The sequence below is a fragment of the Leptothrix ochracea genome, assembly GCF_041083635.1.
Taxonomy (GTDB): domain Bacteria; phylum Pseudomonadota; class Gammaproteobacteria; order Burkholderiales; family Burkholderiaceae_C; genus Sphaerotilus; species Sphaerotilus ochraceus.
Map to the genome: position 1 here is coordinate 112,249 of NZ_JBFPHB010000002.1, position 24,088 is coordinate 136,336.

Annotated in this window: 26 protein-coding genes; 17 read left to right on the plus strand and 9 right to left on the minus strand. The window is 63.5% G+C overall.

From position 1 onward, the window contains the following. Nucleotides 1–3: 3 nt before the first annotated feature. The 4 genes from tusC to dsrA are packed head-to-tail and all read right to left on the minus strand — an operon-like array spanning nucleotide 4 to nucleotide 3,177. Complete coding sequence (gene tusC, locus AB3X39_RS00585) at nucleotides 4–366, minus strand: sulfurtransferase complex subunit TusC (RefSeq protein WP_369415405.1); 363 nt, start codon at nucleotides 364–366, stop codon at nucleotides 4–6. Between the two features lie 21 nt (nucleotides 367–387). Beyond that, a complete protein-coding gene (tusD, locus tag AB3X39_RS00590; protein ID WP_369415406.1) occupies nucleotides 388–747 on the minus strand; it encodes a sulfurtransferase complex subunit TusD in 360 nt (119 codons plus the stop codon). A gap of 20 nt (nucleotides 748–767) precedes the next feature. Then, nucleotides 768–1,844 carry a dissimilatory-type sulfite reductase subunit beta gene (gene dsrB, locus AB3X39_RS00595; protein WP_369415407.1) on the minus strand — a complete coding sequence of 359 codons (1,077 nt, stop codon included), beginning with the start codon at nucleotides 1,842–1,844 and terminating at the stop codon, nucleotides 768–770. A 31-nt stretch (nucleotides 1,845–1,875) separates the two neighbouring features. Further along, nucleotides 1,876–3,177 carry a dissimilatory-type sulfite reductase subunit alpha gene (gene dsrA / locus AB3X39_RS00600; RefSeq protein WP_369415408.1) on the minus strand — a complete coding sequence of 434 codons (1,302 nt, stop codon included), beginning with the start codon at nucleotides 3,175–3,177 and terminating at the stop codon, nucleotides 1,876–1,878. Nucleotides 3,178–3,445: 268 nt separating this feature from the next. Between dsrA and AB3X39_RS00605 the strand changes: the two genes are divergently transcribed. Genes AB3X39_RS00605 through AB3X39_RS00630 form a run of 6 tightly spaced genes read left to right on the plus strand, consistent with a single transcriptional unit; the run spans nucleotide 3,446 to nucleotide 7,541 of the window. Further along, complete coding sequence (locus AB3X39_RS00605; RefSeq protein ID WP_369415409.1) at nucleotides 3,446–4,726, plus strand: NAD(P)/FAD-dependent oxidoreductase; 1,281 nt, start codon at nucleotides 3,446–3,448, stop codon at nucleotides 4,724–4,726. Between the two features lie 4 nt (nucleotides 4,727–4,730). Beyond that, nucleotides 4,731–4,964, plus strand: coding sequence for a DUF6967 family protein (locus tag AB3X39_RS00610; RefSeq protein ID WP_369415410.1), 234 nt, complete (start codon nucleotides 4,731–4,733; stop codon nucleotides 4,962–4,964). Nucleotides 4,965–4,980: 16 nt separating this feature from the next. Beyond that, complete coding sequence (locus tag AB3X39_RS00615; RefSeq protein WP_369415411.1) at nucleotides 4,981–5,613, plus strand: type I-MYXAN CRISPR-associated protein Cas6/Cmx6; 633 nt, start codon at nucleotides 4,981–4,983, stop codon at nucleotides 5,611–5,613. A gap of 30 nt (nucleotides 5,614–5,643) precedes the next feature. Beyond that, nucleotides 5,644–5,976 (plus strand): TusE/DsrC/DsvC family sulfur relay protein, encoded by a 333-nt coding sequence (locus AB3X39_RS00620; RefSeq protein ID WP_369415412.1) that lies wholly within the window; start codon nucleotides 5,644–5,646, stop codon nucleotides 5,974–5,976. Nucleotides 5,977–5,985: 9 nt separating this feature from the next. After that, nucleotides 5,986–6,648, plus strand: a complete 663-nt coding sequence (locus AB3X39_RS00625) for a hypothetical protein (RefSeq protein ID WP_369415413.1) — start codon at nucleotides 5,986–5,988, stop codon at nucleotides 6,646–6,648. Then, a complete protein-coding gene (locus tag AB3X39_RS00630; protein WP_369415414.1) occupies nucleotides 6,645–7,541 on the plus strand; it encodes a TauD/TfdA family dioxygenase in 897 nt (298 codons plus the stop codon). Before AB3X39_RS00625 ends, AB3X39_RS00630 begins: the two co-directional genes overlap by 4 nt. Before the next feature lie 11 nt (nucleotides 7,542–7,552). Here AB3X39_RS00630 and AB3X39_RS00635 read toward each other — a convergent pair whose 3' ends face one another. The 5 genes from AB3X39_RS00635 to lysS all read right to left on the minus strand — a co-directional run bounded on the left by AB3X39_RS00635 (nucleotide 7,553) and on the right by lysS (nucleotide 12,413). Further along, nucleotides 7,553–8,191: an MBL fold metallo-hydrolase gene (locus tag AB3X39_RS00635; protein ID WP_369415415.1), complete on the minus strand. Its 639-nt coding sequence runs from the start codon at nucleotides 8,189–8,191 to the stop codon at nucleotides 7,553–7,555. A 111-nt stretch (nucleotides 8,192–8,302) separates the two neighbouring features. Beyond that, entirely contained in the window at nucleotides 8,303–8,464 is a 162-nt protein-coding gene (locus tag AB3X39_RS00640; protein WP_369415416.1) for a hypothetical protein, read from the minus strand. Between the two features lie 97 nt (nucleotides 8,465–8,561). Continuing rightward, complete coding sequence (locus AB3X39_RS00645; RefSeq protein WP_369415417.1) at nucleotides 8,562–10,061, minus strand: SUMF1/EgtB/PvdO family nonheme iron enzyme; 1,500 nt, start codon at nucleotides 10,059–10,061, stop codon at nucleotides 8,562–8,564. A 64-nt stretch (nucleotides 10,062–10,125) separates the two neighbouring features. Further along, nucleotides 10,126–10,857: a 4a-hydroxytetrahydrobiopterin dehydratase gene (locus tag AB3X39_RS00650; RefSeq protein ID WP_369415418.1), complete on the minus strand. Its 732-nt coding sequence runs from the start codon at nucleotides 10,855–10,857 to the stop codon at nucleotides 10,126–10,128. A gap of 23 nt (nucleotides 10,858–10,880) precedes the next feature. Continuing rightward, nucleotides 10,881–12,413 (minus strand): lysine--tRNA ligase, encoded by a 1,533-nt coding sequence (gene lysS / locus AB3X39_RS00655; protein WP_369415419.1) that lies wholly within the window; start codon nucleotides 12,411–12,413, stop codon nucleotides 10,881–10,883. An 87-nt stretch (nucleotides 12,414–12,500) separates the two neighbouring features. On the opposite strand from lysS, the gene AB3X39_RS00660 reads away from it, so the two are divergent. From AB3X39_RS00660 to AB3X39_RS00710, 11 genes are read left to right on the plus strand one after another with little or no spacing between them, the layout of a single operon-like run. Continuing rightward, a complete protein-coding gene (locus AB3X39_RS00660; RefSeq protein ID WP_369415420.1) occupies nucleotides 12,501–13,559 on the plus strand; it encodes a Gfo/Idh/MocA family protein in 1,059 nt (352 codons plus the stop codon). A 1-nt stretch (nucleotide 13,560) separates the two neighbouring features. Then, the gene (locus AB3X39_RS00665; RefSeq protein WP_369415421.1) at nucleotides 13,561–14,160 is read left to right on the plus strand and encodes an acyltransferase; all 600 of its coding nucleotides are present in this window, start codon (nucleotides 13,561–13,563) and stop codon (nucleotides 14,158–14,160) included. A gap of 17 nt (nucleotides 14,161–14,177) precedes the next feature. Next, nucleotides 14,178–15,284 carry a DegT/DnrJ/EryC1/StrS family aminotransferase gene (locus tag AB3X39_RS00670; protein WP_369415422.1) on the plus strand — a complete coding sequence of 369 codons (1,107 nt, stop codon included), beginning with the start codon at nucleotides 14,178–14,180 and terminating at the stop codon, nucleotides 15,282–15,284. After that, entirely contained in the window at nucleotides 15,281–16,567 is a 1,287-nt protein-coding gene (locus tag AB3X39_RS00675) for a lipopolysaccharide biosynthesis protein (protein WP_369415423.1), read from the plus strand. The genes AB3X39_RS00670 and AB3X39_RS00675 overlap by 4 nt, the downstream gene beginning before the upstream one ends. After that, complete coding sequence (locus AB3X39_RS00680; RefSeq protein ID WP_369415424.1) at nucleotides 16,564–17,184, plus strand: acyltransferase; 621 nt, start codon at nucleotides 16,564–16,566, stop codon at nucleotides 17,182–17,184. The genes AB3X39_RS00675 and AB3X39_RS00680 overlap by 4 nt, the downstream gene beginning before the upstream one ends. Continuing rightward, nucleotides 17,181–18,293: a glycosyltransferase gene (locus tag AB3X39_RS00685; protein ID WP_369415425.1), complete on the plus strand. Its 1,113-nt coding sequence runs from the start codon at nucleotides 17,181–17,183 to the stop codon at nucleotides 18,291–18,293. Before AB3X39_RS00680 ends, AB3X39_RS00685 begins: the two co-directional genes overlap by 4 nt. 12 nt (nucleotides 18,294–18,305) lie before the next feature. Beyond that, the gene (locus AB3X39_RS00690; RefSeq protein ID WP_369415426.1) at nucleotides 18,306–19,580 is read left to right on the plus strand and encodes a glycosyltransferase family 4 protein; all 1,275 of its coding nucleotides are present in this window, start codon (nucleotides 18,306–18,308) and stop codon (nucleotides 19,578–19,580) included. Beyond that, nucleotides 19,577–20,281 carry a class I SAM-dependent methyltransferase gene (locus tag AB3X39_RS00695; protein ID WP_369415427.1) on the plus strand — a complete coding sequence of 235 codons (705 nt, stop codon included), beginning with the start codon at nucleotides 19,577–19,579 and terminating at the stop codon, nucleotides 20,279–20,281. Before AB3X39_RS00690 ends, AB3X39_RS00695 begins: the two co-directional genes overlap by 4 nt. Before the next feature lie 39 nt (nucleotides 20,282–20,320). Then, nucleotides 20,321–21,505 (plus strand): DegT/DnrJ/EryC1/StrS family aminotransferase, encoded by a 1,185-nt coding sequence (locus AB3X39_RS00700; protein WP_369415428.1) that lies wholly within the window; start codon nucleotides 20,321–20,323, stop codon nucleotides 21,503–21,505. Next, a complete protein-coding gene (locus AB3X39_RS00705; RefSeq protein ID WP_369415429.1) occupies nucleotides 21,498–22,094 on the plus strand; it encodes a sugar transferase in 597 nt (198 codons plus the stop codon). The genes AB3X39_RS00700 and AB3X39_RS00705 overlap by 8 nt, the downstream gene beginning before the upstream one ends. Before the next feature lie 48 nt (nucleotides 22,095–22,142). Further along, nucleotides 22,143–24,017, plus strand: a complete 1,875-nt coding sequence (locus AB3X39_RS00710) for a polysaccharide biosynthesis protein (protein ID WP_369415430.1) — start codon at nucleotides 22,143–22,145, stop codon at nucleotides 24,015–24,017. Nucleotides 24,018–24,088: the final 71 nt, after the last annotated feature.

Below are 24,088 nucleotides of genomic sequence, written 5' to 3' on the forward strand. Positions count from 1 at the left end.
GCCTCAGAAGCTCAGCACCACGTCTTGGCTTTGCATCAGCGCAGCCATCTCGGCACTCGACAGCACGGTCACATCGACCAGCAAATCGGCCTCAGTCAGACCCCGGGCGCTGAGCGAATCAGCGTCCACATAGAGCTTTTCGACGTCATAGCCTTCGAGCGCTCGATAGGTGGGCGAGAAGTTCTTGATCTCGATGCCCTTGGTCTGCTGACCCTTCTTGAGCTGATAGACCCCGTCGTCCATGAAGACGAGCGACACGTCTTGATCAAAGGCCGCAGTGATCAACACCACTTCGAGCGATTCGAGTGCATAGATCGTCCCGTAGGGCGCCTTGCGGTTGACGAACATGAATTTCTTGGTAGCCACGTGAATCTCTCCTGCCCGGCCTCAGTCGCCAAAAACAACCAGACGGTCGTTTTGAACCCCAGCCTCGACCAGCTGGCCCAGACCGGAGATGCGGAAATGCGGCGCCAAGTTCTCGTCCTTGATGCCCCGGCGCAGGGCAGCGGCCACGCAGACCACCAGATCAACGCCGTGCTCTTCGCCCAGCTTGGACCAGCGCGCCACGACGTTGCGGTCGTCCTGCGGCGGCTCCGTCAGACGGGTCGTGTTGTTGACGCCGTCGTGATAGAAGAACACGCGGGTCACCGTGTGGCCCTTGGCGATGGCCGCCTTACAAAACATGTAGGCGCTATCGCTGGACTGATGCTGATACGGTCCTTCATTGACCAGGATGCCGAACTTCATGCCGTGCTGTCCTTCAAGGCTTAGAAACGAATGTGGGTGGAAGCGTTCAGGTTCACCCGCGCACCACGCCAGTCATCGATGAGGTACTTGGTGAAGGGCAAGCCGGTCTTTTCGAAGAAACGCGGCCAGCCAATACGCTCAATCCAGTCGGACAGCCGCTCCCAAGAACGGGCGTCTTCCTTGTAGGTGTAGAGGATTTTTTTCACCGTCTCGGCCACTTCAGGCCAACGCGGGGCGTTGTTGGGCAGACCGGAGGCGACCATCTTCATGAACGTCGGCTTGCCACGGGCGTTGGAATTCTTGCCGCCCACCCAGATCGCCAGCTTGGAATGCTCGGGATCGTTGATCTGCATCGGCGGGCACGGCGGATAGCAAGCCCCGCAGCAAATGCACTTGGCTTCGTCCACTTCGAGCGACGGCTTGCCGTTGACCAGCGCCGGTCGAATGGCAGCCACCGGGCAGCGCGCCACCACAGCAGGGCGTTCGCACACGTTGGCCACCAGATCGTGGTTGATCTTCGGCGGTTTGGTGTGCTGCACGATGATGGCAATGTCGGCTTGACCGCCACAATTGATCTCGCAGCAGGAAGTCGAGAGGTGCACGCGGTTGGGCATTTCCTCGCGCTTGAACTCGTCATAGAGCTCGTCCATCAGCGCCTTGACCGCACCAGAAGCGTCGGTGCCAGGGATGTCGCAGTGCAGCCAGCCTTGGGTGTGGGCGATCATCGACACCGAGTTGCCGGTACCGCCAACCGGGAAGCCCTCACCTTCGAGCTTCTCAATCAGCGTCGCCACCTTGGCTTCGTCCGACACCATGAACTCGATGTTCGAGCGGATGGTGAAACGCACCCGGCCTTCGGCGTACTGATCAGCGATGTCGCACAGCTTGCGAATGGTGTAGACGTCCATCTGACGCTGCGTGCCAGCACGCACCGACCAGACCTCATCGCCACTGTGGGCCACATGGTGCAACACACCCGGACGCGGCCGGTCGTGGTACTTCCAGTTGCCATAGTTCTTGGCCAACAAGGGGTGTAGAAACTTCTTGTTGTCGGGAACGCCGCTCTCGATTGCGCGGCGCATTTGCGCGGTTGCCATATCTGTAGGTCTCCTGGGATCCAGCCCCGCCTCAGGCGGCTTGCTTTTGCTTCTTGGCCTCAATGCGGGCGACTTCCTCATCCCAGCCGTCGGTACGGACGTAGGGGTTGGTGCGCGGTGCCGAGACCATGTTCGGATCGATGTCGAGCTCGATGCCTTCCAAGAAATTGACCAAGCCGATACGCTCGATCATTTCGCCGGTGCGCTCGTGCTCCAAGGCGTTTTCAGCGAAGAAGTCGATGATCTTCTGCGCCAACTCGACCAGCTGTTCACGGTCTTCGTCGGTCGCCAACTTGATGAACGGCACCACCACCGTGCCCATCAAGTCGCCGATCTTCAAGGTACGCTTGCCGCCCACCAAGATCGTGGCGCCCTTGTCTTGGCCCGGCGCCAAGGCGCCGGTCATGACGTTGATGCAGTGCATGCAGCGCACGCAGTCGCGGTTGTCGATTTCCAGCGCTTGGGTATCGTTAAGGGACACCGAGCTGATCGAAGCTGCGGTCGAAACCGCCCCGACGTCCTTGATTTGAATCGCTTTGGTCGGACAACGCGCCACCACATCGTTGACCAGCTCGTTCATGCCGTGCTTGACGAACCACTTGCGGGCCAGTGCTTCGTCGGTACGGATGTTGTCGCGCCACGTGCCGATCACGGCCATGTCAGCGCGCTGGATCGAGTTCATGCAGTCGTTCGGGCAGCCCGAGAACTTGAACTTGAATTTGTAGGGCAGCGACGGGCGGTGGATGTCGTCGAGGAAGTTGTTCAACACCGCACGGTGGGCCGAAGCCTCGTCGTAGCAGCTTTGTTCGCAGCGCGCCGCACCGACGCAGCTCATCGAGGTCCGCACCGCAGGACCAGCGCCACCCAAATCGAAGCCAAGGTCGTTCAAGGCATCAAAAGCCGGTTGCACGTTCTCGGTTTTGGCCCCTTGGAACATGATGTCGCCCGACTGGCCGTGGAAAGCGATCAGACCAGAGCCATGCGTTTCCCAGATATCGCACATCTTGCGCAGCACATCGGTGTCGTAATGCATGCCCGGGGGCGGCATGATGCGCAGGGTGTGAAACTCGGCAGCATCCTTGAAGATCGGCTTGCCTTCAGCATCCTTGAGTTCGGTAAAACGCGGAATCACCCCGCCGCCATAACCGATCACCCCGACGGTGCCGCCCTTCCAGTAGCCTTTGCGGGTCTTGTAGGACGTTTCCAACTGGCCGAGCAAATCGACCATGTAGTCCTTGTCGTTGGCCAAACGCTTCAGGCCGGTCACGAAGCTGGGCCAAGGGCCGCTCTCCAGCTCATCGAGCATCGGGGTCGGGTACAGGGGTTTTGCCATGGATGTGTCTCCTCGAATTGCCATGGATCGTAGGGACGCCAAGCCCCGGCGACCATTCCCCCGTGCGGTGGTTGTGCGCTAGCCCCTCGGGGGGGGCCGTGGATTACCCGTCGGAGTACTACCCAGATGAACTATGTGCAGCCCCTCACCGTGGCTATAGACGCCATCGGCCTGAACCGTTGAACTTCAGCCCCGAAAGAGCGATGCATCAGCGCTGGATGCAGCCTTTCCTGGTTCTTGATCGACACGACAACAGGAGACAAAGCGCATGGCACATATCGTCATCATTGGGGCCGGCATTGGCGGCTTACCCATGGCGTTTGAAATGCGGGCGCTGGCGCGTCCTCAGGACAAAGTCACCGTGGTCAGCAACACCCCGACCTTCCACTTCGTTCCGAGCAACCCGTGGGTCGCTGTCAACTGGCGCGACCGAGATGCCATCGAAATGGACATCGGCCCGGCCTTGGCCAAGCGCAAGATCGAGTTCACCGCCTTGGGGGCCAAACGCGTCCACCCGGATGAGAACCGTGTTGAACTGGGCGATGGCAGCAGCCTGCGTTACGACTTTTTGGTGATTGCGACCGGCCCGAAACTGGCCTTCGACGAAATCCCAGGCCTAGGCCCAGCCGCCATGGGTGGTCACACCCAATCAATCTGCCATGTGGACCATGCCGTGGTGGCCGAGAAGAACTGGCAAAGCTTTGTGAAGAACCCCGGCCCGATCGTGGTCGGTGCGGTGCAAGGTGCCTCGTGCTACGGCCCGGCGTACGAGTTCGCCATGATCATGGACACCGACTTGAAGCGTCGCAAGATCCGCGACAAGGTCCCCATGACTTTTGTGACCGCCGAACCCTACATCGGTCACCTTGGTTTGGGCGGTGTGGGCGATTCCAAGGGCATCTTGGAGTCCGCCATGCGCGACCGCCACATCAAGTGGATTTGCAACGCCAAGACCACCAAGATCGAAGCCGGCAAGATGTATGTCACCGAGCACAACGACGACGGCACGCCCAAGAAGGACCATGTGCTCGACTTCAAGTACTCCATGATGCTGCCGGCTTTCAAGGGCGTGGATGCGGTGTTTGGCATCGAAGGTCTGACCAACCCGCGCGGCTTCATCCTGATCGACGAGTTCCAGCGCAACCCGAAGTTCAAGAACATCTACTCGGTGGGCGTGTGCGTGGCCATTCCGCCAGTTGAAGCCACACCGATCCCGGTCGGTGCACCCAAGACTGGCTACATGATCGAATCGATGGTCACGGCCACGGCGCACAACATCCGCTCTGCGCTTGACGGTCAAGCCCCCGTGAAAAAAGCCACGTGGAATGCAGTCTGCTTGGCCGATTTCGGTGACTCGGGCGTGGCTTTTGTGGCGTTGCCACAGATTCCGCCGCGCAACGTCAACTGGTTCAGCGAAGGCAAGTGGGTGCACTTGGCCAAAATTGCCTTCGAGAAGTACTTCATGCGCAAGATGAAAGCCGGCACCTCGGAGCCGATCTACGAACAGTTGGTGCTCAAGACCTTGGGCATCAAGAAACTCAAAGGCTAAGCCGATGACCCAGCACACGCAGCCGATCACCCAGTTCACCGTTCCCTGGGGACAGCAAGAGATCAGCCTCGAAGAATTGCGCTTCGAAGCTGGGGGCCTGCCCCTGCTGCGTGTGCGCATCCGTGAAGGCAAACGCTTCACCATCTTTGACATCGACCCGGCCACCGCCGCGACGTGGGCCCAAGCGATGCAACGGTGGAGTGAACAAACGCAGGATGCGCCCCATGACCAGGCGTGACCGAGAGCCCCCAGTCATGCCGACCATGACCGATCTGGTGTTCGATCTGGACGGTCAACGGCTGCCACCCACATGGCGCGACGAGCTTGCGCAAGCCCTGCAAGCCGCCCTGCCCGAACTCAGCAGCGTGCAAGTTCATCCGCTGCGCCTGGTGCCCAGCGGCGAAGAGCTGTTGCTGCCCCGCCGGGCCCGCCTGCGCCTGCGCCTGCCGCAGCACCACATTGATGAGCTGCAAAACAGCTTGATGGCGCGTGAACTCAACGTCGGATCCGAGAGGCTACGACTCACCCATCCTCGCCGACGGCCCATCGACACCGCCCCCACGCTGCACACCGACATTCTTGTGCTCGATATCGCCACCGATGGTCCCGACACCGATGCGAGTTATGTGGAGGCGATGTTCGAAGCCATGTTGCGCGCTGAACTCGTTGCCATCGACCCCATGCTCGACGACGTGCCCTTGATCCTCGGCAAAGCGCGAGTGATTCAGACCCGCGCCAGCCCTTGCGGGTTTTGGCACGGTTTCCCGGTGGTGATCCACGACCTCACGCCCAACCAGTCCCTGCGGCTTCAGGAACGCGGCCTCGGCGCTTGGCCTTGGCTGGGCCTCGGGGTGCTGGTACCGCACAAAACCATCACCGGCCTTTGAATTTTTTGACCCCCTCCCAAGGAGATTTTCATGACCCCCTACGAGATCGACGGCCAGAGCTTTGACACCGATGAAGACGGCTATCTGCTCGAAGCGAATTACAGCGACGACGCCGTGCGCGTCATCGCCGCAGCCGATGGCATCGAGCTGACCGAAGCCCATTGGCAAATCGTCAACTACCTGCGCGAGACCTACCGCGAAGAAGGCCAGACGCCCAACTTCCGCCACATGCTCAAGGCAGTGCAGGATCTGGGCTTGGTGGCCGACAGCAAGGCGCTCTACGACCTCTTCCCGATGGGCCCCGCCAAACAAGGCGTCAAGATCGCCGGTTTGCCCAAGCCCTTTGGCAAGGGCGGCTACTGAGCCGATGCCATGAGCCGCCCCCTGCGCCTGAAAAATCAGTGGTTTCGGGAAGAGCGACCGCACAGCCCGCAAGAGCTGGCGGGTGCGGCCGCCTTCATCGGCTGGCGCATCGCCCACCAAGTGCTGCACAACATGCGCCGGGCCGATTTTGAAATCGATCCCGGCCTGCCCTATTTCGACTTTCTGGCCGAATGGCTGGTCTTTGTGGTGCAGATCGCCGATCGGATGGCCTATGTGCGCATGTCGGGCGAGGACCGCGTGGCCTTCACCACCGCCTTGGCCAACCGTCTGGGCGAGCACTTGAGCGACAACTGGCAAGAACTGCTCGGCACCACCGTGGTTGAAACGGTCTTGGGCAGCACGCTGGGGGTGGATACAAGCCCAAGCACCGACGTCGTGGACGTGAAGAGCCGCTTCATCGATCGCCTGAATCTGCGCTCCCAAGACTACGCCGACTTCGACTACAACGAAGAAGTCCCCCTCGACATGGGCATGCGGCGCTTCTTGGCCGAATGCGTGGTGCATGTGCTGGGCGAGCGTGATCGCATCTGGGTGCATGACCAAGTCATGGAGATCGAGTCGCTCGACACCGCCGAGATGGTGCGCCGAGGGCTGCGCGGTTTGCTGGGTGAGTTGCCTCGGCGTCAGCGCCATGCCGGGGCCGGAGAATGACACCATCGCGCCACCCGTTTGATCTCGACGACACCGAAACCTTTGCTCGCTGGAGCGCAGCCCGTCTGCGGGCAGCCCCGCGTCGGGCCGAGGATCTGCTGGTGGAAGTACACGACCCGCGTGCGCTGAGCCCAACTGAACACGCCGCGATTCAGCAGCGCTTGGCACGCGCCAACATGGCTTTTTACGCCAGCCCACACCACCAAGACGATCCGGATCTGCCGCGTCACTTGGCGCACCAGTTTGGCTTGGTGCGTCTTGACGCCAACTGGCTGGCCGATGACGACGGCATCAGCCATCTCCAAGTCACCTCCGGCGTCGCAGCGGGTGCGGATTACATCCCCTACACCCACCACGCGCTGGGCTGGCACACCGATGGCTACTACAACCCGCCCGAGCGCAGCATCCACGCCATGGTGCTGCACTGCGTACGCGACGCGATTGAAGGCGGTGAAAACCAGCTCTTGGACCACGAATTGGCGTACCTGCTGCTGCGTCACCAAGCCCCGGAGCTGGTCCGGGCCCTGATGCATCCCCAAGCGATGATGATTCCGCAGCGCACGGCTGACGACGGCAGCACCCGCGCCGCCCAAGCCGGCCCGGTATTCAGCGTTCACCGCGACGCTCGCGGCCAAGCCCGTCTGCACATGCGCTACACCGCCCGGACACGCAGCATTGTCTGGCGCGATGATCCGATCACCCTAGCAGCTGCCCAAGCGCTGCGCCAGATCATGGCCGCGCCCAACAGCCCCGTGATCCGCACCCGCTTGCATCCTGGCTGGGGCCTGATCTGCGCCAACGTCCTACACGATCGCAGCGCCTTCCACGACGATCCAGCCCACCCACGCTTGCTCTTCAGGGCGCGGTATCTGGATCAGATCACCCTTGGCTGATCCGCCTCGGATCACGTCCCCCGCACGTACGGGTTGCCGAGGCGTTCTTCGCCGAAGCTACTTTCCGGGCCGTGACCGGGGATGAAGATGGTGTCGTTGCCCATCGGCCAGAGGCGTTGGGTGATGCTGTTGATCAAGGTCGCGTGATCGCCACCGGGGAAGTCGGTGCGACCGATGCTGCCGGCAAAGAGCACATCGCCCACAAAGCAGCGCTTGGCGCTGGCGCTGTGGAAGACGACGTGGCCGGGGGTGTGGCCGGGGCAGTGGCGCACCGCCACTTGCTCTTGGCCCAAGTCCAGCACATCGCCATCGTGCAACCAGCGCGTCGGCATGAAGGCTTCGGCGGCGGGGAAGCCAAACATGCGGCTTTGTTGCGGCAAACCGTCGATCCAGTACAGATCACCTTCGTGCGGGCCGATGATCGGCAGGCCCAGTTCACGCGCCAACGTGCCCGTGCCACCCGCATGGTCGATGTGCGCGTGGGTGAGCCAGATCTGCTCCAGACGCACATCGAGTCGCTTGACAGCGGACTTGATCCGGTCCAGATCGCCGCCCGGATCAATCACAGCCGCAGCACGGCTGACCGGGCACCAGACCAAGGAACAGTTCTGGGCAAAAGCGGTGACGGGGATGGTTTCGTACTGAAGCATGCGCAATGACCGAGTGAAGATCTGGCAAAAACAGAAACGCCCGGCTTGAACCGGGCGTTGAAGGGAACCACCGCAGTGGCTCCATCACGGCACCTTTGAAGGTGCGCGTGATCAGTGAGCCTTCTTGGCTTCGACCTTGGCTTCAACCTTGGCAGAGGCAGCAGAAGCGGCTGGCTTAGCGGCTTCAGCCTTCTTTTCAGCCTTAGGAGCGTCAGAAGCGAAAGCGCCGAAAGAGAAAGAAGCAGCGATCAGGGCAGCCAGGAGCTTGTTCATGTGAATACCTTTCAGTTTGAAGAAACCCCCCACTTCCCGGGAGGCCCTTACTCAACGAGTGATGTCAAGACTTGGATGACATCGCAGCGAAAAAAATTCAAGGCAGGGCCCGGACCACGCGAAACCCAAGGCTGGTGCTCCGGATCGGCATGGAAACGGCATAGTTGCCCCGCACCGCCGAACGCACGATCGACTCGTAGACCGGCCATCCACCACCACGCGCCATGTGCCGGGAGCAATCACCCACGAGCCAAGCCGACCCGTCATTCGGCGCACCGAGATAGCCCATATTCAGACAGTCGTCAACCCACTCCCAAACATTGCCGCTCATGTCAAAAAGCCCCCAAGCGTTGGCTTTTTTCTGCGCCACGGGATGAATGCGCTGTTCGCTATTGCCCCCAGACGATGACGCCCCACCGTTGCCGTACCAAGCCACTTCATCGACGTTGTCACTGCCGCAATAGGTGTGGTGTTCTCCGGCTTGGCAGGCGTATTCCCACTCTGCCTCCGAAGGCAGGCGATACCGATGTCCGGTCTTGAGTGATAGTTTTTGCAGAAACATCTGCACATCGCTCCATGTCACGCTCTCGACGGGGCATGTGGGGCCGCATTCCGTGAAGTACCCCGGGGGCTCACTGAGCATCACGGCTTGCCACTGAGCCCGTGTCACCTCGGTTCGGCCCATGGCCATCGACCGGACACTGACCCCGTGGGCGGGCATCTCGTCCTCTGCCTCGGAGAGATTCGAACCCATGGTGAACGATCCCGCCGGAAGAACGACCCACTCGGGACAGTCGGCACAATCCTTGCCGACCGTGCCCACCGCAAGGGCCGTCTTCTTGGCCCCTTGTTGGACCAACACATCGAGCTCATGCAACCGCGTTGCACCCAACAAACGGGTCATCCCCCCCCGAAACGAGGCCCGTTTGAGGTGCTCACCCATCCGTGGCAGACCCGCCAAGACCGTAGGCGTGGCCGCCCCGCGCCGCGATAACGCTTGGATCGCATGCTGCAACCCATCAAGATCGTTACCTTCGGCCAGCACCTGGGCCCGGCGGATGCCGATGCTCAGATTTTCTGGATCCGCATCCTCGGCGTCTTGGAGGCTTTGCAACGCCTCTGCGCCATGCTGCGTAGCGGCGATGCGCACATGTTGGACGGCCACCTCACGCAAGGTGGGAGCGAGTTTGTCCAAGGCCAATTGGGCTTGTTCGGCCACGGCCGTTGACGTGGACCCCCGCCTCATCTGGCGCAAGAGTCGCGCTGCCGTCACGGGCTGACCCAAGTTTTGGGCATAAAGGTCCGCTGCTTTGAAAGCGGCTTCGGGGTGGTTGCGTCCAGACAGCCAAGCCTGTTCGTACGCGGCGGCGGCTTGACTCATCAGGCCTTCAGCGCGTGCGACCTCCGCCTGAAACAACCAACGCGCCTCGTCTTGACGCAGATGAAGGGCACCCGCCCATTTCTCCACCGCCGCTTTGTCTTCGTCCCGAGCCAGCGGCTGGCTTTTGGCCTGCTCCATGGCCGGCACGGCCGTGGCCAAGAACAAACAACTCGTTAAAACACCCCCCACCGATCCACCGACACGTTGCCCAGCCATCTTGTCTCCCCAAACCCTGCCGGCTGCGTTGATGGGTGCTTGACGGGTCAACCCGCACCATGGCTCAGGCGAGGTTTGACACCTCATCGGCAACCGCAGGGAAACCTGCGCGCAGGGCATCCAAGTAGCGCGCCAGATCGATATCCGCTTGGGACGGCTTCCAGCCATCCGACCATGTACTGAGCCAAACCGCCACCTCGCACCAGCGGTTTTCCCAACGCGGGTGGTGATCCAACGCCGCGATCTTGGGCACGGCGCCCTGCATGAAGGCCATCGCGTCGGCGAACGAGGCAAAGGTGAAGACGCGGTGCAATTCGGTCTTGCGACGCGGCTCCTCGTCTTGGGCATCAGCGTCCGGCGGCAGCTCCGTGCTGAGCAACTGCCAACGGGACAAATCGTTGACCACCAACAGCTCAAGCACTTGGCGCAAGGTCTGAAGATCGCTGTAAAGCCGCTCCGCGTCTTGCTCAAGTTCGTCGTCTTGTTGCCCTTCTTGGCGGAACAAGGTGAACATGACTTCGCTGCCATCACCTTGCGGTAGCACCCGCATCGGGTTGCAGACTTCTTGGCCGCCCGGCAAACGCACGGTGTGATCGAGCACGCCGTAGGGGTTATCGGGCACGAAAGCGAGCGTCACCGCCCCAGCGGGCGACTGCACCACCCACTCACCCCGGACGAACGACACCGAGCGGCAGAAAGCCGGTGCCCAGATCGGCAAGTTGAGCGGATCGCGCACAAAGCCGGCCACCACAGCAGGTGGTACGGCCACAGAAACGGAAAGGGTGAGTGATTTCACAGGCGCTCTCGCATCCAGTCGGGTCAGGCTTCGCGGCGCAGCGCCGGGAAGAGAATCACATCGCGGATGCTGGGCGAATCGGTGATCAGCATCATCAGCCGGTCAATCCCGATGCCACAGCCACCCGCTGGGGGCATGCCGTATTCCAAGGCGCGGATGAAGTCGGCGTCAAAGTACATCGCCTCGTCGTCACCGGCTTCCTTGTTCGCCACTTGCGACTGGAAGCGTGCAGCCTGGTCTTCAGCGTCGTTCAGCTCCGAGAAGCCGTTGCCAAACTCACGCCCGGTGATGAACAGCTCGAAGCGCTCGGTGATGGCCGGATTGGTGTCCGACGCCCGGGCCAGCGGGCTGACCTCGACGGGATAGTCGATGATGAAGGTCGGCTGCCAGAGCTTTTCCTCCACCGCCGCTTCAAACAAGCCAAATTGCAACTGCGCCAAGCCCCAATGCTTGGGCGGCTCTTCACCCAGCTCCTTGAGCTTGGCGTGAACGGCGTCAGCCGAGTCGGCTTGCGCTTCACTCAAGCCCGCGTGCACCACCAGTGAATCGCGCACCGACAAGCGCGCGAAAGGCTCGTCCAGATGCACCTCCTTGCCGGCGTAGCTCACGCGGGCCGAGCCGGTGGCCGAGCGGGCCGCGTGGCGCAGCAACGCCTCGGTGAAATCCATCAGATCGTGGTGATTCCAGTACGACGCATAGAACTCCATCATCGTGAATTCGGGGTTGTGCCGAACACTGATGCCTTCGTTGCGGAAGTTGCGGTTGATCTCGAACACGCGCTCGAAGCCGCCCACCAGCAAGCGCTTCAAGTACAGCTCGGGCGCGATGCGCAGGAACATTTCTTGGTCGAGCGCGTTGTGATGCGTCACAAAAGGCTTGGCGTTCGCGCCGCCCGGAATCGGATGCAGCATCGGCGTTTCCACTTCGAGAAAGTGGTGCTCGATCATGAACTGGCGGATGCTGGCCACGGCCTTGGAGCGCGCACGGAAGCGCTCGCGGGCCTGCTCGTCGGTGATCAGATCGACGTAGCGCTGACGGTACTTTTGTTCCTGATCGGTCATGCCGTGGAACTTGTCCGGCAGCGGACGCAGCGCCTTGGTCAGCAGACGCAGATTCGTGACCTTGATCGACAGCTCGCCGGTCTTGGTGCGGAACAGCACGCCTTCGGCGCCGAGGATGTCGCCCAAGTCCCAGTGCTTGAAGGCGGCCAATTTCTCAGCGCCAACGTTGTCTTGGGTGATGTAGAGCTGGATGCGGTTCAAGCCTTGGCTGGTGCCGTCTTGCAGCGTGGCAAAGCAAGCCTTGCCCATCACCCGCTTGAGCATCATCCGACCGGCCACGCTGGCCTGAATCGGCTCAGCGTCGAGGGTGGCAGCGTCCTTGCCTTCGTGCAGGCGATGCAGGTCTCCGGCGTGGTCCGTGGGCTTGAAATCGTTCGGGAAAGCGACGCCTTGGCTGCGCAGGGCGCTCAGCTTCTCACGCCGCTCGGCGATGAGTTGGTTGTCGTCAAGGGAAACAGTCGGAACAGTCTGGGATGGGGCGGGTGCAGCGGTCATCATCAACTCATTGAATTTGCTGCAATTTTAGGCTGCCGATCCAAGGTGGCCCGATAAAATCAGCGGTTTGCCGCTAGCGAGGCCCTTATGAGCGCACCGTACCCGATCACCGACCGCAAGATCCGCTTCGCCCTGGTGGGTTGCGGGCGCATCGCCAAGAACCATTTTGGCGCCCTGGACCGCCACGCCGAGCGTGCCGAGCTGGTCGCCGTGTGCGACACGGTGCCCGAACGGGCCCAAGCCGCCGCCGCCCAAACTGGCGCACGCCCCTTCACCCACCTCGACACCCTGTTGGCTCAAAGCGACGCTGACATCGTGGTGCTGACCACCCCGAGCGGTTTGCACCCGCAGCAAGCCATCCGCGTGGCCGCCGCTGGCCGCCATGTGCTCTCGGAAAAACCCATGGCGACCAAGTGGGACGAAGGCATGGCGATGGTGCGCGCCTGCCGCGACGCCGACGTCAAGCTGTTCGTCGTCAAGCAAAACCGCTTGAACGCCACCATGCAGCTGCTCAAAAAAGCCATCGACCAAAAGCGCTTTGGCCGCATCCACATGGTGACAGTCAACGTGTTCTGGACCCGCCCGCAAAGCTATTACGACGAAGCCCCGTGGCGCGGTCGCTGGGACATGGACGGCGGTGCTTTCATGAACCAAGCCAGCCATTACGTGGACATGGTCGATTGGCTGGTCGGCCCGGTGGACAACGTGCACGCCTACACCGCCACCCAAGCGCGGGACATCGAAGCCGAAGACAGCGGCATCATGAGCCTGCGCCTGCGCGCTGGCGGCTTGGCCAGCATCAACGTCACGATGCTGACGTATCCGAAGAATTTGGAAGGTTCGATCACCGTCTTGGGCGAACGGGGCACCGTGCGCATCGGCGGCGTGGCCGTCAACGAGATCCAGCACTGGGAGTTCGATGCACCGCGTCCCGAAGACGAAGAGATCAAGGCGGCCAGCTACGCCACCACCTCGGTCTACGGTTTCGGCCACCCGCTCTATTACGACAACGTGGTGCAGACCCTGCGCGGCGAAGCCCACGCCGAGGTCGATGGCTACAGCGGTCTGCGCTCGCTTGAAGTGCTGATCGCCGGCTACCGCTCGGCACGCGACGGCGTGCGCGTCGGCCTGCCGCTGGTGTTCTGACATGGGCTACTGGAAACACGACAGCGCGATCGTCGATGACGGCGCGCAACTCGGCGACGGCACCAAGGTTTGGCACTTCAGCCACGTCTGCGGCGGCGCGCGCATCGGCGCGAACGGCTCGCTGGGCCAAAACGTCTTCGTCGGCAACGATGTGCTGATCGGCTCGGGCGTCAAGATCCAGAACAACGTCTCGGTCTATGACGCTGTCACCATCGAGGACGACGTCTTCTGCGGCCCGAGCATGGTCTTCACCAACGTCTACAACCCACGCGCTGCCGTAGCCCGCAAGGCCGAATACCGCCGCACGCTCATCCAACGCGGCGCGACGCTCGGGGCCAACTGCACGGTGGTTTGCGGCGTCACGGTGGGCGCTTTTGCCTTCATCGGCGCAGGGGCCGTGGTGCAACGCGACGTGCCCGATCACGCCTTGATGGTCGGCGTGCCCGCCCGCCGCATCGGCTGGATGAGCCGCCACGGCGAGCGCCTCAGCCTGCCCCCCCGCAGCCTCGGTGGCGAACCCATGGAAGCCTCCTGCCCGGCCACTGGGGAGCGCTACCGGCTGGTGGGAGACGTGCTGACGCGCTTGGATGGATCCGTTTGACTCTTTTGAAAAACACCATGCAATTCATCGACCTCAAGTCTCAATACGCCGCGCTCAAGAGCGAGATCGACGCGGGTATCCAGCGGGTGCTGGATCACGGCCAATACATCATGGGGCCGGAGGTGAAGGCGCTTGAGACGGCGCTGGCCAGCTTTGTGGGTGTGCGCCACTGCATCACGGTGGCCAGCGGCACCGAAGCACTGCTGATTGCGCTGATGGCCTTGGACTTGAAGCCGGGCGATGAGGTCATCACCACGCCGTTCACCTTTGCGGCCACCGCCGAAGTGATCGTGTTGCTGGGGGCCAAGCCGGTGTTTGTCGATATCGAGCCCGACACCTGCAACATCGACCCGACCTTGGTTGAGGCAGCGATCACGCCCAAAACCCGGGCGATCATGCCGGTGAGTCTCTATGGTCAAGTGGCCGACATCGAAGCGATCAACGCCATCGCCGCGCGTCACCGCCTGCCGGTGATCGAAGATGCGGCGCAAAGCTTCGGGGCCAGCTACCAAGGCCGGCGCAGCTGCGGTGTTTCGACCGTGGGCTGCACCAGCTTCTTCCCCAGCAAACCGCTGGGCTGCTACGGCGACGGCGGAGCGATCTTTACCGATGACGATGCGTTGGCCCAAGCCGCACGCGAGATCCGCGTCCACGGCCAGAGCGCGCGCTACACCCACACCCGCGTCGGCGTGGGCGGGCGCATGGACACGCTGCAATGCGCCGTGGTGCTGGCCAAGCTGCCGCGCTTTGCGTGGGAGCTGGAACGTCGCCGCCAGCTTGGCGCGCGCTATCAGCAGCTGCTCGCCCCCTTGGTGACGGAGGGCCGCCTGCGCTTGCTCGGCGTGCGCCCAGACCGCGACTGCGTTTGGGGCCAGTACACCGTGTTCGTCAACGACCGCGCCCGTGTCCAAGCGGCCTTGCAAGCCGAAGGTGTCCCGACCGCCGTGCATTACCCCAAGCCCATGCACCATCAAGCGGCTTATGCGGCCTACGCCACAGCGGACGCCTGCCCGCACAGCGTGGCCACCGGCCAGCAGGTGATGAGCCTGCCCATGAGCCCGGATCTGTCCGAAGCCGATCAAGACCGCGTCATTCACGTGTTGTCGAACGTGCTGCGCGCATGACCCCTCCTGCTCCCGCATCCCCAGCCACCGCTGGTTTGCTGCGTGCCAGCCTGACCCTGCTGGCTGGGGGCGCGGCCGCGCAAGCGATGCCTTTGATGCTGGGCCCGCTGCTCACCCGGCTCTACAGCCCGAGCGAGTTCGGCACCTTTCACGTCTTTGCCGCTGTGGCGGCCAATCTGGCGGTGGTGGGCTGCGGGCGCTATGAATTCGCCCTGCCTTTGGCGCGCAGCGACGGCGAAGCACACGCGCTGCGCCGCTTGGCGCTGGGCATCTTGCTGATCGTGACCGTGCTGTGCCTGCCCATCGGCCTGATCTGGGCGGTGCAGCTCGACGCCTCGTGGCCGCTGGCGCTGCCTTTGGCGGTGGCCTCAGCCGGACTGCTCTCGCTGGCCACGCTCTGGGCCACCCGGCAGCAACGCTTCAAAGCTTTGGCCGCCGGACGCATGGCGCAGCACACCGGCACCACGCTGGCACAGTTGCTGGGCGGCTGGCTGCACTGGGGCGTGCATGGGCTGATCGCGGGGGGCGTGGCCGCTGCGCTGACCGCCGTCGCCTTGCTGCGTCTACCGCTGGGCCAAGCGAGAAGCGCTGAGCTGACGGCCGCACCGTCTTGGCGCGATGTGGCGCGCCAACATCGGCACTTTCCGCTGCTCAACACCCCGCACGCTTTTGCCAGCGCCTTGCAAGACACCCTCGCCTTTGCCCTGATTGCCACCACCTTGGGGCCGGCCGCCGCAGGCTTTTGGGGCTTGGCGATGCGCTATCTCAAAGCGCCGGCCACCTTGATTGGCGGGGCGGTCTCGCAAGCGCTCTACCCCAAGCTGGCGGCTGCGGGTGAGGTGCCCCTTGGCGGCGCGGTCAGCCTCGAAGCACGCCAAGCCGTGCGCCGCGTGATGCTGATCCTCAGCGCCTTGGCCCTGCCCTTGGTCGCCCTGCTCTGGGCGCTGGGCGCATGGCTGTTTGAGTGGTTTTTTGGCAACGCTTGGCACGAGGCCGGTCTGCTGGCCCAAGCCTTGGCGCTCTACATCGGGGTGCATTTCGTCGCCGCGCCGCTGGCGGTGGTCACCATGGCGTGGAACGCCCAAGCGTGGGCGCTGCGCTTGGCGCTGGTTGGACAAGTGGTGTTTGTCGGCGCCTTGGCGCTGGGTGCGCACTGGGGTGGGCTGATCGGTGCGGGCTGGGCGGTGTCGCTGGCGATGCTGGCCTACTTCGGCTATTACTTCTGGGCTTTGGCCACTTGGCCGATCACCCCAACAAGCACCGCAACGAAAGCAGCGTCATGAAAGCATCGTGGTCCCGACGACTTTGGCAGCCTTGCAAGATGCTGCTCTCACGCCTCTGGGGCACCCGCATGGTTTGGGGCTTTGTGCGCGGCGACGGTGAGTTCCTGCCCCACACCCGCATCAGCAACACCAGCTGTGTGTTTGCCAAAGAACGCCTTCAGGTGGCCGACCATGTCTTCATCGGTCACTTCAGCGTGCTCGACGCCACCTACGGCTTGAAGATCGGTGAAGGCTGTCAGATCGGTTTTTTCACCGGCATCTTCAGCCACTCCAGCCACGCGGCGATCCGTCTTTATGGCCGCGCCTACGTGAGCACCGCTGAGAAAAAGGCCTACTTCACCGACAGCGTCGAGATCGGCGACTACTGCTTCATCGGCGCGCACGCCACCTTGTCCCCCGGCACTCGCCTCGGCAAGGGCTGTTTGGTGTCGGCCTACAGCTTGGTCAAGGGCAGCTACCCGGACTTCTCGATCTTGGCGGGACAACCGGCCAAAGTGGTGGGCGATACCCGCCGTCTTGATGCCAAACTGCTGCGCCAGTATCCCGAGCTTGAAACCCATTACATCGGCTGGGCCGGGGCCGCCCCGACCGACCTCCCCGCGACCCCGCAGCCATGAAGCATCCCGCGCCCGTCCACCTGCGCCACGTCCTGATCGGCGATGGTGAGAGCCCCCATCTGCTCAAGTGGGCCCGCGCCTTGGCACCACACGTCGAGCTGTGGGTGGCCTCCAGCCGGGGCTTTCTGCCAGGCTTTGACGGCGTGGTGCCGTCTTGGCGACGCTTGGCTTTGGGGGCTGACGTGGCGCACAAGGGCGGCAACTTCGGCGTGCTGCGCGGTCTGCCGCGTCTGGGCGCTTGGCTGCGCACGATCGACGCTGACTGGATCCACGCCCACTACCTGACCTCGCACGGCACCTTGGCGTGGTTGGCCAAACGGGTGTGGGGGCTGCGCGGCCACCTGATTGGTTCCGCATGGGGCAGCGACATCCTTGTCACCCCGCAGCGCAGCGCGCTGTACCGCTGGCTGACCCGCCGCGTGCTGCGCGCCTGCCACATCACCACCAGCGATTCGCACCACATGGCGGACGTCATGAAAGGCCTGGGCGCGGGCGAAGTGTCGGTCTTCCCCTTCGGTTTGGAGCGCCTGCCGCCGCCGGCCCGCGCCAAGGAGCCGTGGCTCTTTTTCACCAATCGCGGGATGGAGCCGATTTATCGCCCAGAGCGGGTGATCAGCACTTTTGCCGCCATCTCCGCCGCCAACCCCCAAGCCCGACTGGTGGTGGCCAACCATGGCTCGCTGCGCGGCGCCATGGACGAGCAAGTCTTTGGCTTGGGCCTGCAACACCGCGTGCTGTTTGTCGGCCGGCTCGACGCCACCACCCAAGATCGCTGGTACGCCCGCGCCACGTGGTACTTGAGCCTGCCGGAAAGCGATTCGGTCGCGGTCTCGGTGCTGGAGGCCATGGGCCACAGCTGCATCCCGATCCTCTCCGACTTACCAGCCAACCATGAGCTGGTCGAACACGGTGAAAACGGCCTGATCTTGACCGACGGCAGCCCGCCCGACATGGCGCAGCTGGCTGAACTCGGCGCCAGAGCCCACCCGATCGGCCATCACAATCGCACTTGGGTGCAGCAACACGGTTTGTTTGCCCCGGCGGTACGGACCTTGATGGTGCGCTTGCGCGCCTTGGCTCCGCCTCCCCGTCGTCCCACCCAGCCTTGAAGGCCTTGCAGCGTGCAAATCCTCTACATCAACCACTACGCTGGCTCGCCCGAGCTGGGCATGGAATACCGCCCGTATTACTTGGCCCGCGAATGGGTCCGCATGGGTCACGCCGTGCACATGGTGGCAGGCGGCTATTCCCACGTTCGGGCGCGTCAACCCGAAGATCCGTTGGCCCCGGGGCCGTTGATCCGAGCCCCGCTGCGCCAACGCATGGACGGCATCGACTACCACTGGTTCCCCACCCCGGCCTACCAAGGCAACGGTTGGGGCCGCATCAAAAACATCTGGGCTTTCCTGCGCCAAGTCTGGGCGGCCACGGATCGTCTGATCACGGAAGTCCGCCCGCAGGTGGTGATCGCCTCCAGCACCTATCCCATGGACATCTGGGTGGCACGACGCATCGCCCGCAAGGCCGGGGCCAAACTGGTTTTTGAGGTGCATGACCTCTGGCCGCTCTCGCCGATCGAACTCTCCGGCATGTCGCCGCGCCATCCCTTCATCCGCATGGTGCAAAAAGCCGAAGACGACGCCTACCGCGACGCCGATGTGGTGATCTCGATGCTGCCCAAGGTGCACGGCTACATGGCCAGCCGGGGGCTTGATCTGAGAAAGCTGCACATCGTGCCCAATGGCATCACGCTGGATGAATGGCAAAACGAGCCGCCCTTGTTGCGTCCGGATGTGATCGCCGCCTTGGACCGCGCCCGCCACACCGGGGCCACCATCGTCGGCTATGCCGGCTCCATGGGTCGGCCCAACGCCTTGGACACCTTGCTCGACGCCGCCAAGAAGCTGCTCCATCAAGCCGCACCGCTGCACATCGTCATGGTCGGTGATGGTCATGAACGCGCCCGACTGGCCGAGCGCATCGCCCAAGAAGGCCTGCACAACGTCAGCTTGCTGCCCCCCATCCCCAAAGCGCAGATCCCGAGTTTTTTGGCCGCCATCGACATCGCCTACATCGGCTGGCAGCGTGTGCCGATCTACCGCTTCGGCATCGCGCCCAACAAGCTGATGGACTACATGATGGCGGGCTGCGTGGTGTTGCACTCGGTCGAAGCGGGCAACGACCCCGTCAGCGAAGCCGGTTGCGGCTTGACGGTGCCACCCACCGACGCCAAGGCGGTGGTCGAAGGGCTGCGCCAACTCACCTTGCTCAGTCCGGCGGAGCGGCAAAAAATGAGCGCACGCGGCCGCGCCTTTGTGCTGGCCAACCACACTTACCCCGTTTTGGCGCAGCGCTTCTTGGACGCCCTGGCGGGGCCGCCCAGCACGTCTCGATGAGCGCACCGACCCGCCCCCCCCTGCCCGATCGCACCGCTCACCGCACAGCGCGGGACACCGATCCGCGACTGCACCGGATGCTTGGCCCGGCGGTTTCACACACCTTGCGCGAACGCCATCAAGCCATCTTGCACCTGCTCAAGCAAGTGGTGCGACACGACTTGAAGCACCTGCGTTTGTTGGAAGTGGGCTGCGGCAGTGGCATCCATTTGCTCGAATTCCTGCGCATGGGCTTTGCCCCGCAGCACCTTGCCGGGGTGGAAATGCGCCCCGAGCGGCTGGCTTTGGCTCAGCGGGTCTTGCCGCCCACCATCAAGCTGCACGGCGGAGATGCTTGTTTCATGGACATCGCTCCCCACAGCATGGACATCGTCTTCCAAGCCACGGTGTTTTCTTCGCTGCCCGATACCGAGGCACGCATCCGTCTGGCAGAGACGATCTGGCCTTGGGTCAAACCGGGCGGGGGCGTGCTTTGGTACGACCGCGTGGTCAACGACACGCGCCAGCCGGAGGTCCGTGGCCTGCCGATGCGCCATATTCGCCGACTGTTTCCGCAGGCGCAGCTAGAGAGTCGTCGCGTCACCTTGGCGCCCCCCTTGGCCCAGACGGTCTGCCGCATTTCACCCCATCTTTATCCCCTGCTCAACGCCATCCCACAACTGCGCACCCATGCGCTGGTGTGGATCGGCAAAGCTTGCTAAGTTCCCACGCCCGCCAGCCGTCTCCGACAATACCGCCCCATGAGTACCCCCCCGATCCCCGCTTTGCCCTTCATGCCCTTTGCCTTGCCCGAGCTTGGCGAGGAAGAAATCGCTGAAGTCGTCGATACCTTGCGCTCCGGCTGGGTCACCACCGGCCCGAAGGCGCGCCGTTTTGAACAAGACTTCGCCGCCTTTCTGGGTGACGAAAGCCTGCACTGCATCGCCGTCAACTCGGCCACGGCAGGCTTGCATCTGGCGCTCGAAGCCTTGGGCATCGGCCCGGGCGATGAAGTCATCACCACCACCCACACCTTCACCGCCACCGCCGAAGTGGTGCGTTATCTGGGCGCCGACGTCAAATTGGTCGATATCGACCCGGCCACGCTCAACATCGACCCCGCCGCCATCGAAGCCGCCATCACGCCGCGCACCAAAGCCTTGATGCCGGTGCATTACGCCGGGTTGGCAGCCGACATGCCGGCTATTCGCGCCATCGCCCGCAAGCACGGCCTGAAGATCGTCGAAGACGCTGCCCACGCGCTGCCCACCACCAGCGGGGGTCAACTCATCGGCACGCTCGACAGTGACGCCACAGTCTTCAGCTTCTACGCCAACAAAACCATCACCACCGGCGAAGGCGGCATGCTCGTCACCCGCGACGCCGCCTTGGCGGCCCGGGCCAAGGTGATGCGCTTGCACGGCATCAACCGCGACGCTTTTGATCGTTTCACCGCCAAGGTGCCGAGCTGGTACTACGAAATCGTCGCCCCCGGCTTCAAGTACAACCTGACCGACATCGCTGCGGCCTTGGGCCTGCATCAGTTGAAGCGCGCCCATGCTTTCCAGCAAAAGCGCGCCCAGCTGGCGCAGATCTACCACCAAGCGCTCCAAGACTTGCCGCTGATCCTGCCGCCGCAACCTGCCCCCGGCGAGCTGCACGCTTGGCATCTGTACGTGGTGCGCGTGCGCCCGGATGCGCCCATCGGTCGGGATCGGCTGATCGAGGCCTTGTTCAACGCCGGCATCGGTTGCAGCGTGCACTACATGCCGCTGCACTTGCACCCCTACTGGCGCGAACGCTACGACCTGCAAGCCAGCGACTTCCCGCACAGCCAGCAGGCGTACGAGCAGATGCTGAGCTTGCCGCTCTACACCCGCATGACCGAGGCCGACGCCCAGCGGGTGGTGGATGCGGTGCGCGCCGCCTTGGTGGCCCATGTCTAAACGGCTCTTCGATCTGACGCTGGCCGGGCTGGGGCTGTTGCTGCTCGCCCCGCTGTTGCTGCTGATCGCGCTGGCGGTCAAGCTCGACTCGCACGGGCCGGTCTTTTACCGCCAAGTGCGGGTGGGGCGCTTCGGCCAGACCTTTCGCATCCACAAGTTCCGCACCATGACGCACAACCCGGCCGACCGGGGACCGCTGATCACGGTCGGGGCTGACACGCGCATCACCCGCGTCGGCGCGGTGCTGCGCCGCACCAAGCTTGACGAGTTGGCGCAGCTTTTCGATGTGCTCGAAGGCACCATGAGCTTGGTCGGGCCGCGACCCGAAGTGCCGCGTTACGTGGCGCTGTACCCCACCGAGGTGCGCAACAAGGTGCTCTCAGTGCGCCCCGGCATCACCGACATCGCCTCCATCGAGTACCGCGATGAAAGCACCCTGCTGGCCCAAGCCCGCGACCCTGAGCGGGCCTACACCGAGGTGATCCTGCCCGCCAAACTGCGCTTTGCGCTGAGCTACGTCGAGACACAATCGCTCGGCCTCGATATCCGCCTGATCCTGCGCACCTTGGGCGCACTGCTCCACAGGTGATCCTCCACAGGTGAGCACTCCGTTGATCACCGTTGACCGCTGAACCCCATGCTCTGGCACCGACTTGATCCCCTCCTGACCCGCATCCGCCCCCACCGCGAGTGGCTGGCTTTGGCCATCGACGCGGGCATCGTCGCGCTGTGCTGGGACATCACCTACATCTTCCGCATGGGCTTTGAGCGCTGGAGCAGCGCCAAGCCCAGCTACGACCACTGGGTGATGCTGGGGCTGGTGCTGCTCTACACCCAAGTCTTCCTGATCCTGCGCATCCCCAAAGGGGTGTGGCGTTTCTCGGGCTTTGGCGAGATCCAACGCCTCACCTTTGCCTGCGCCATCGCCGGCCTGACCGGCGCGGTGGTGGTGTTGATGGCGCAGTTGGTGCAGGTGCCGCGCGCCGTGCTGGGCTTGCATCCCGTGATCAGCTTGATGGGCTTGGCGATGGTGCGCATCGGCTACCGCATGCTCTACGAGCACATGCGCGCCAGCCTCTCGGGCAGCGCCCAAGAAACCCGCCGCGCGCTGGTGATGGGCGCGGGCGACGCCGGACGGCTGCTGATCGCCGGCATCCAGCACCACGGCTGGGTGGTGGTGGGGCTTTTGGACGACAACCCCAACAAGGTTGGCATGCGTGTCGGCAACGTGCCGGTGCTGGGGCCGCTCGATAGCTGTGCGCATTGGGCGCGGCTGCACGGCATCACCCATTTGATCGTGGCCATGCCGCAGGCCAAGCCGATGGAACGCCGCCGCGCTCTGGATCTGGCCGCCGCCACCCATCTGCCGATCGTCACCGTGCCGAGTGCCTCTGAGCTGCGCGAAGGCGAGCCGGTGGCCCATGTGCGCGACATCGAACCCGACGATTTGCTCGGTCGCGAGCCGGTGCAGCTCGACGAAGGCGGCATCAGCGAAACCCTCTCGGGCAAGGTGGTGTTGATCACCGGCGCGGGTGGCTCGATTGGCTCCGAGCTGTGTCGCCAAGTGGCGCGCTTCGGGCCGCTGCGGCTGGTGCTCTATGAGCTGAGCGAATTCGCCCTCTACCGCGTCGAGCAAGAACTGAGTGAAGCCTTTCCCCACATCCCCTTGGTGCGGCTGGTGGGCGATGTGCGCGATCCCGAACACTTGCGCGCCACCTTCGAGCGCTGGCGCCCGCAGGTGGTCTTCCACGCCGCCGCCTACAAACACGTGCCGCTGATGGAGGACGACAACACCTTCTCCGCGCTGCGCAACAACACCTTGGGCACATGGCACACCGGCCGCGCGGCGGCCAACGCCGGGGTCGAGCGCTTCGTGCTGATCTCGACCGACAAGGCCGTCAATCCGACCAACGTCATGGGCGCCACCAAACGCGCCGCCGAGATGGTCATCGCCCAACTCGCCGCCGAAGCCACCGATCAAGGCCAGCGCACGCGCTTCATGGCGGTGCGCTTTGGCAACGTGCTGGGCAGCTCCGGCAGCGTGATCCCCAAGTTCAAAGAGCAGATTGCCAAGGGCGGCCCGGTGACGGTGACCCACCCCGAGATCACGCGCTTTTTCATGACCATCCCCGAAGCCGCCCGGTTGGTGGTGCAAGCCGCCGCGATTGGCGAAGGCGGTCAGGTCTTTGTGCTCGACATGGGCGAGCCGGTGAAGATCGTGGACTTGGCGCGCGACCTGATCCGCATGAGCGGCCACAGCCTTGAAGACATCCCGATCACCTTCAGCGGCCTGCGCCCCGGCGAAAAGCTCTACGAAGAGCTGCTGGCGGATGCCGACGCCACCTTGCCGACGCGTTTTTCACGCCTGCGCATCGCCCGACTCGATCAGCGCAGCGACGACGTGAGTCAGCTGCTGGCTTGGGCGGGCGAGCGCTCCAGCGCCAGCGACGCCGAAGTCCGCACCCAACTGGCCCGGGTTGTGCCGGAATACCGCCCTGCCGCGCGCCTATAAGAGTCCGTTGGGAACCTCGTTTGACAGGCGTGCCGGCGCAAATAGGCCAAACCGGCAATCCCAGATTTGCT

Bases quoted from the DNA above. Each gene is read 5' to 3' on its own strand.
- dsrA (WP_369415408.1), bottom strand. From the start codon at position 3,177: ATGGCAAAACCCCTGTACCCGACCCCGATGCTCGATGAGCTGGAGAGC.
- AB3X39_RS00685 (WP_369415425.1), top strand. From the start codon at position 17,181: ATGAAGCATCCCGCGCCCGTCCACCTGCGCCACGTCCTGATCGGCGAT.
- AB3X39_RS00605 (WP_369415409.1), top strand. From the start codon at position 3,446: ATGGCACATATCGTCATCATTGGGGCCGGCATTGGCGGCTTACCCATG.
- AB3X39_RS00660 (WP_369415420.1), top strand. From the start codon at position 12,501: ATGAGCGCACCGTACCCGATCACCGACCGCAAGATCCGCTTCGCCCTG.
- AB3X39_RS00645 (WP_369415417.1), bottom strand. From the start codon at position 10,061: ATGGCTGGGCAACGTGTCGGTGGATCGGTGGGGGGTGTTTTAACGAGT.
- lysS (WP_369415419.1), bottom strand. From the start codon at position 12,413: ATGACCGCTGCACCCGCCCCATCCCAGACTGTTCCGACTGTTTCCCTT.
- AB3X39_RS00705 (WP_369415429.1), top strand. From the start codon at position 21,498: ATGTCTAAACGGCTCTTCGATCTGACGCTGGCCGGGCTGGGGCTGTTG.
- AB3X39_RS00675 (WP_369415423.1), top strand. From the start codon at position 15,281: ATGACCCCTCCTGCTCCCGCATCCCCAGCCACCGCTGGTTTGCTGCGT.
- AB3X39_RS00630 (WP_369415414.1), top strand. From the start codon at position 6,645: ATGACACCATCGCGCCACCCGTTTGATCTCGACGACACCGAAACCTTT.
- AB3X39_RS00640 (WP_369415416.1), bottom strand. From the start codon at position 8,464: ATGAACAAGCTCCTGGCTGCCCTGATCGCTGCTTCTTTCTCTTTCGGC.
- AB3X39_RS00615 (WP_369415411.1), top strand. From the start codon at position 4,981: ATGCCGACCATGACCGATCTGGTGTTCGATCTGGACGGTCAACGGCTG.
- dsrB (WP_369415407.1), bottom strand. From the start codon at position 1,844: ATGGCAACCGCGCAAATGCGCCGCGCAATCGAGAGCGGCGTTCCCGAC.
- AB3X39_RS00635 (WP_369415415.1), bottom strand. From the start codon at position 8,191: ATGCTTCAGTACGAAACCATCCCCGTCACCGCTTTTGCCCAGAACTGT.
- AB3X39_RS00670 (WP_369415422.1), top strand. From the start codon at position 14,178: ATGCAATTCATCGACCTCAAGTCTCAATACGCCGCGCTCAAGAGCGAG.
- AB3X39_RS00610 (WP_369415410.1), top strand. From the start codon at position 4,731: ATGACCCAGCACACGCAGCCGATCACCCAGTTCACCGTTCCCTGGGGA.
- AB3X39_RS00680 (WP_369415424.1), top strand. From the start codon at position 16,564: ATGAAAGCATCGTGGTCCCGACGACTTTGGCAGCCTTGCAAGATGCTG.
- AB3X39_RS00620 (WP_369415412.1), top strand. From the start codon at position 5,644: ATGACCCCCTACGAGATCGACGGCCAGAGCTTTGACACCGATGAAGAC.
- tusD (WP_369415406.1), bottom strand. From the start codon at position 747: ATGAAGTTCGGCATCCTGGTCAATGAAGGACCGTATCAGCATCAGTCC.
- AB3X39_RS00695 (WP_369415427.1), top strand. From the start codon at position 19,577: ATGAGCGCACCGACCCGCCCCCCCCTGCCCGATCGCACCGCTCACCGC.
- AB3X39_RS00700 (WP_369415428.1), top strand. From the start codon at position 20,321: ATGAGTACCCCCCCGATCCCCGCTTTGCCCTTCATGCCCTTTGCCTTG.
- AB3X39_RS00665 (WP_369415421.1), top strand. From the start codon at position 13,561: ATGGGCTACTGGAAACACGACAGCGCGATCGTCGATGACGGCGCGCAA.
- AB3X39_RS00625 (WP_369415413.1), top strand. From the start codon at position 5,986: ATGAGCCGCCCCCTGCGCCTGAAAAATCAGTGGTTTCGGGAAGAGCGA.
- AB3X39_RS00710 (WP_369415430.1), top strand. From the start codon at position 22,143: ATGCTCTGGCACCGACTTGATCCCCTCCTGACCCGCATCCGCCCCCAC.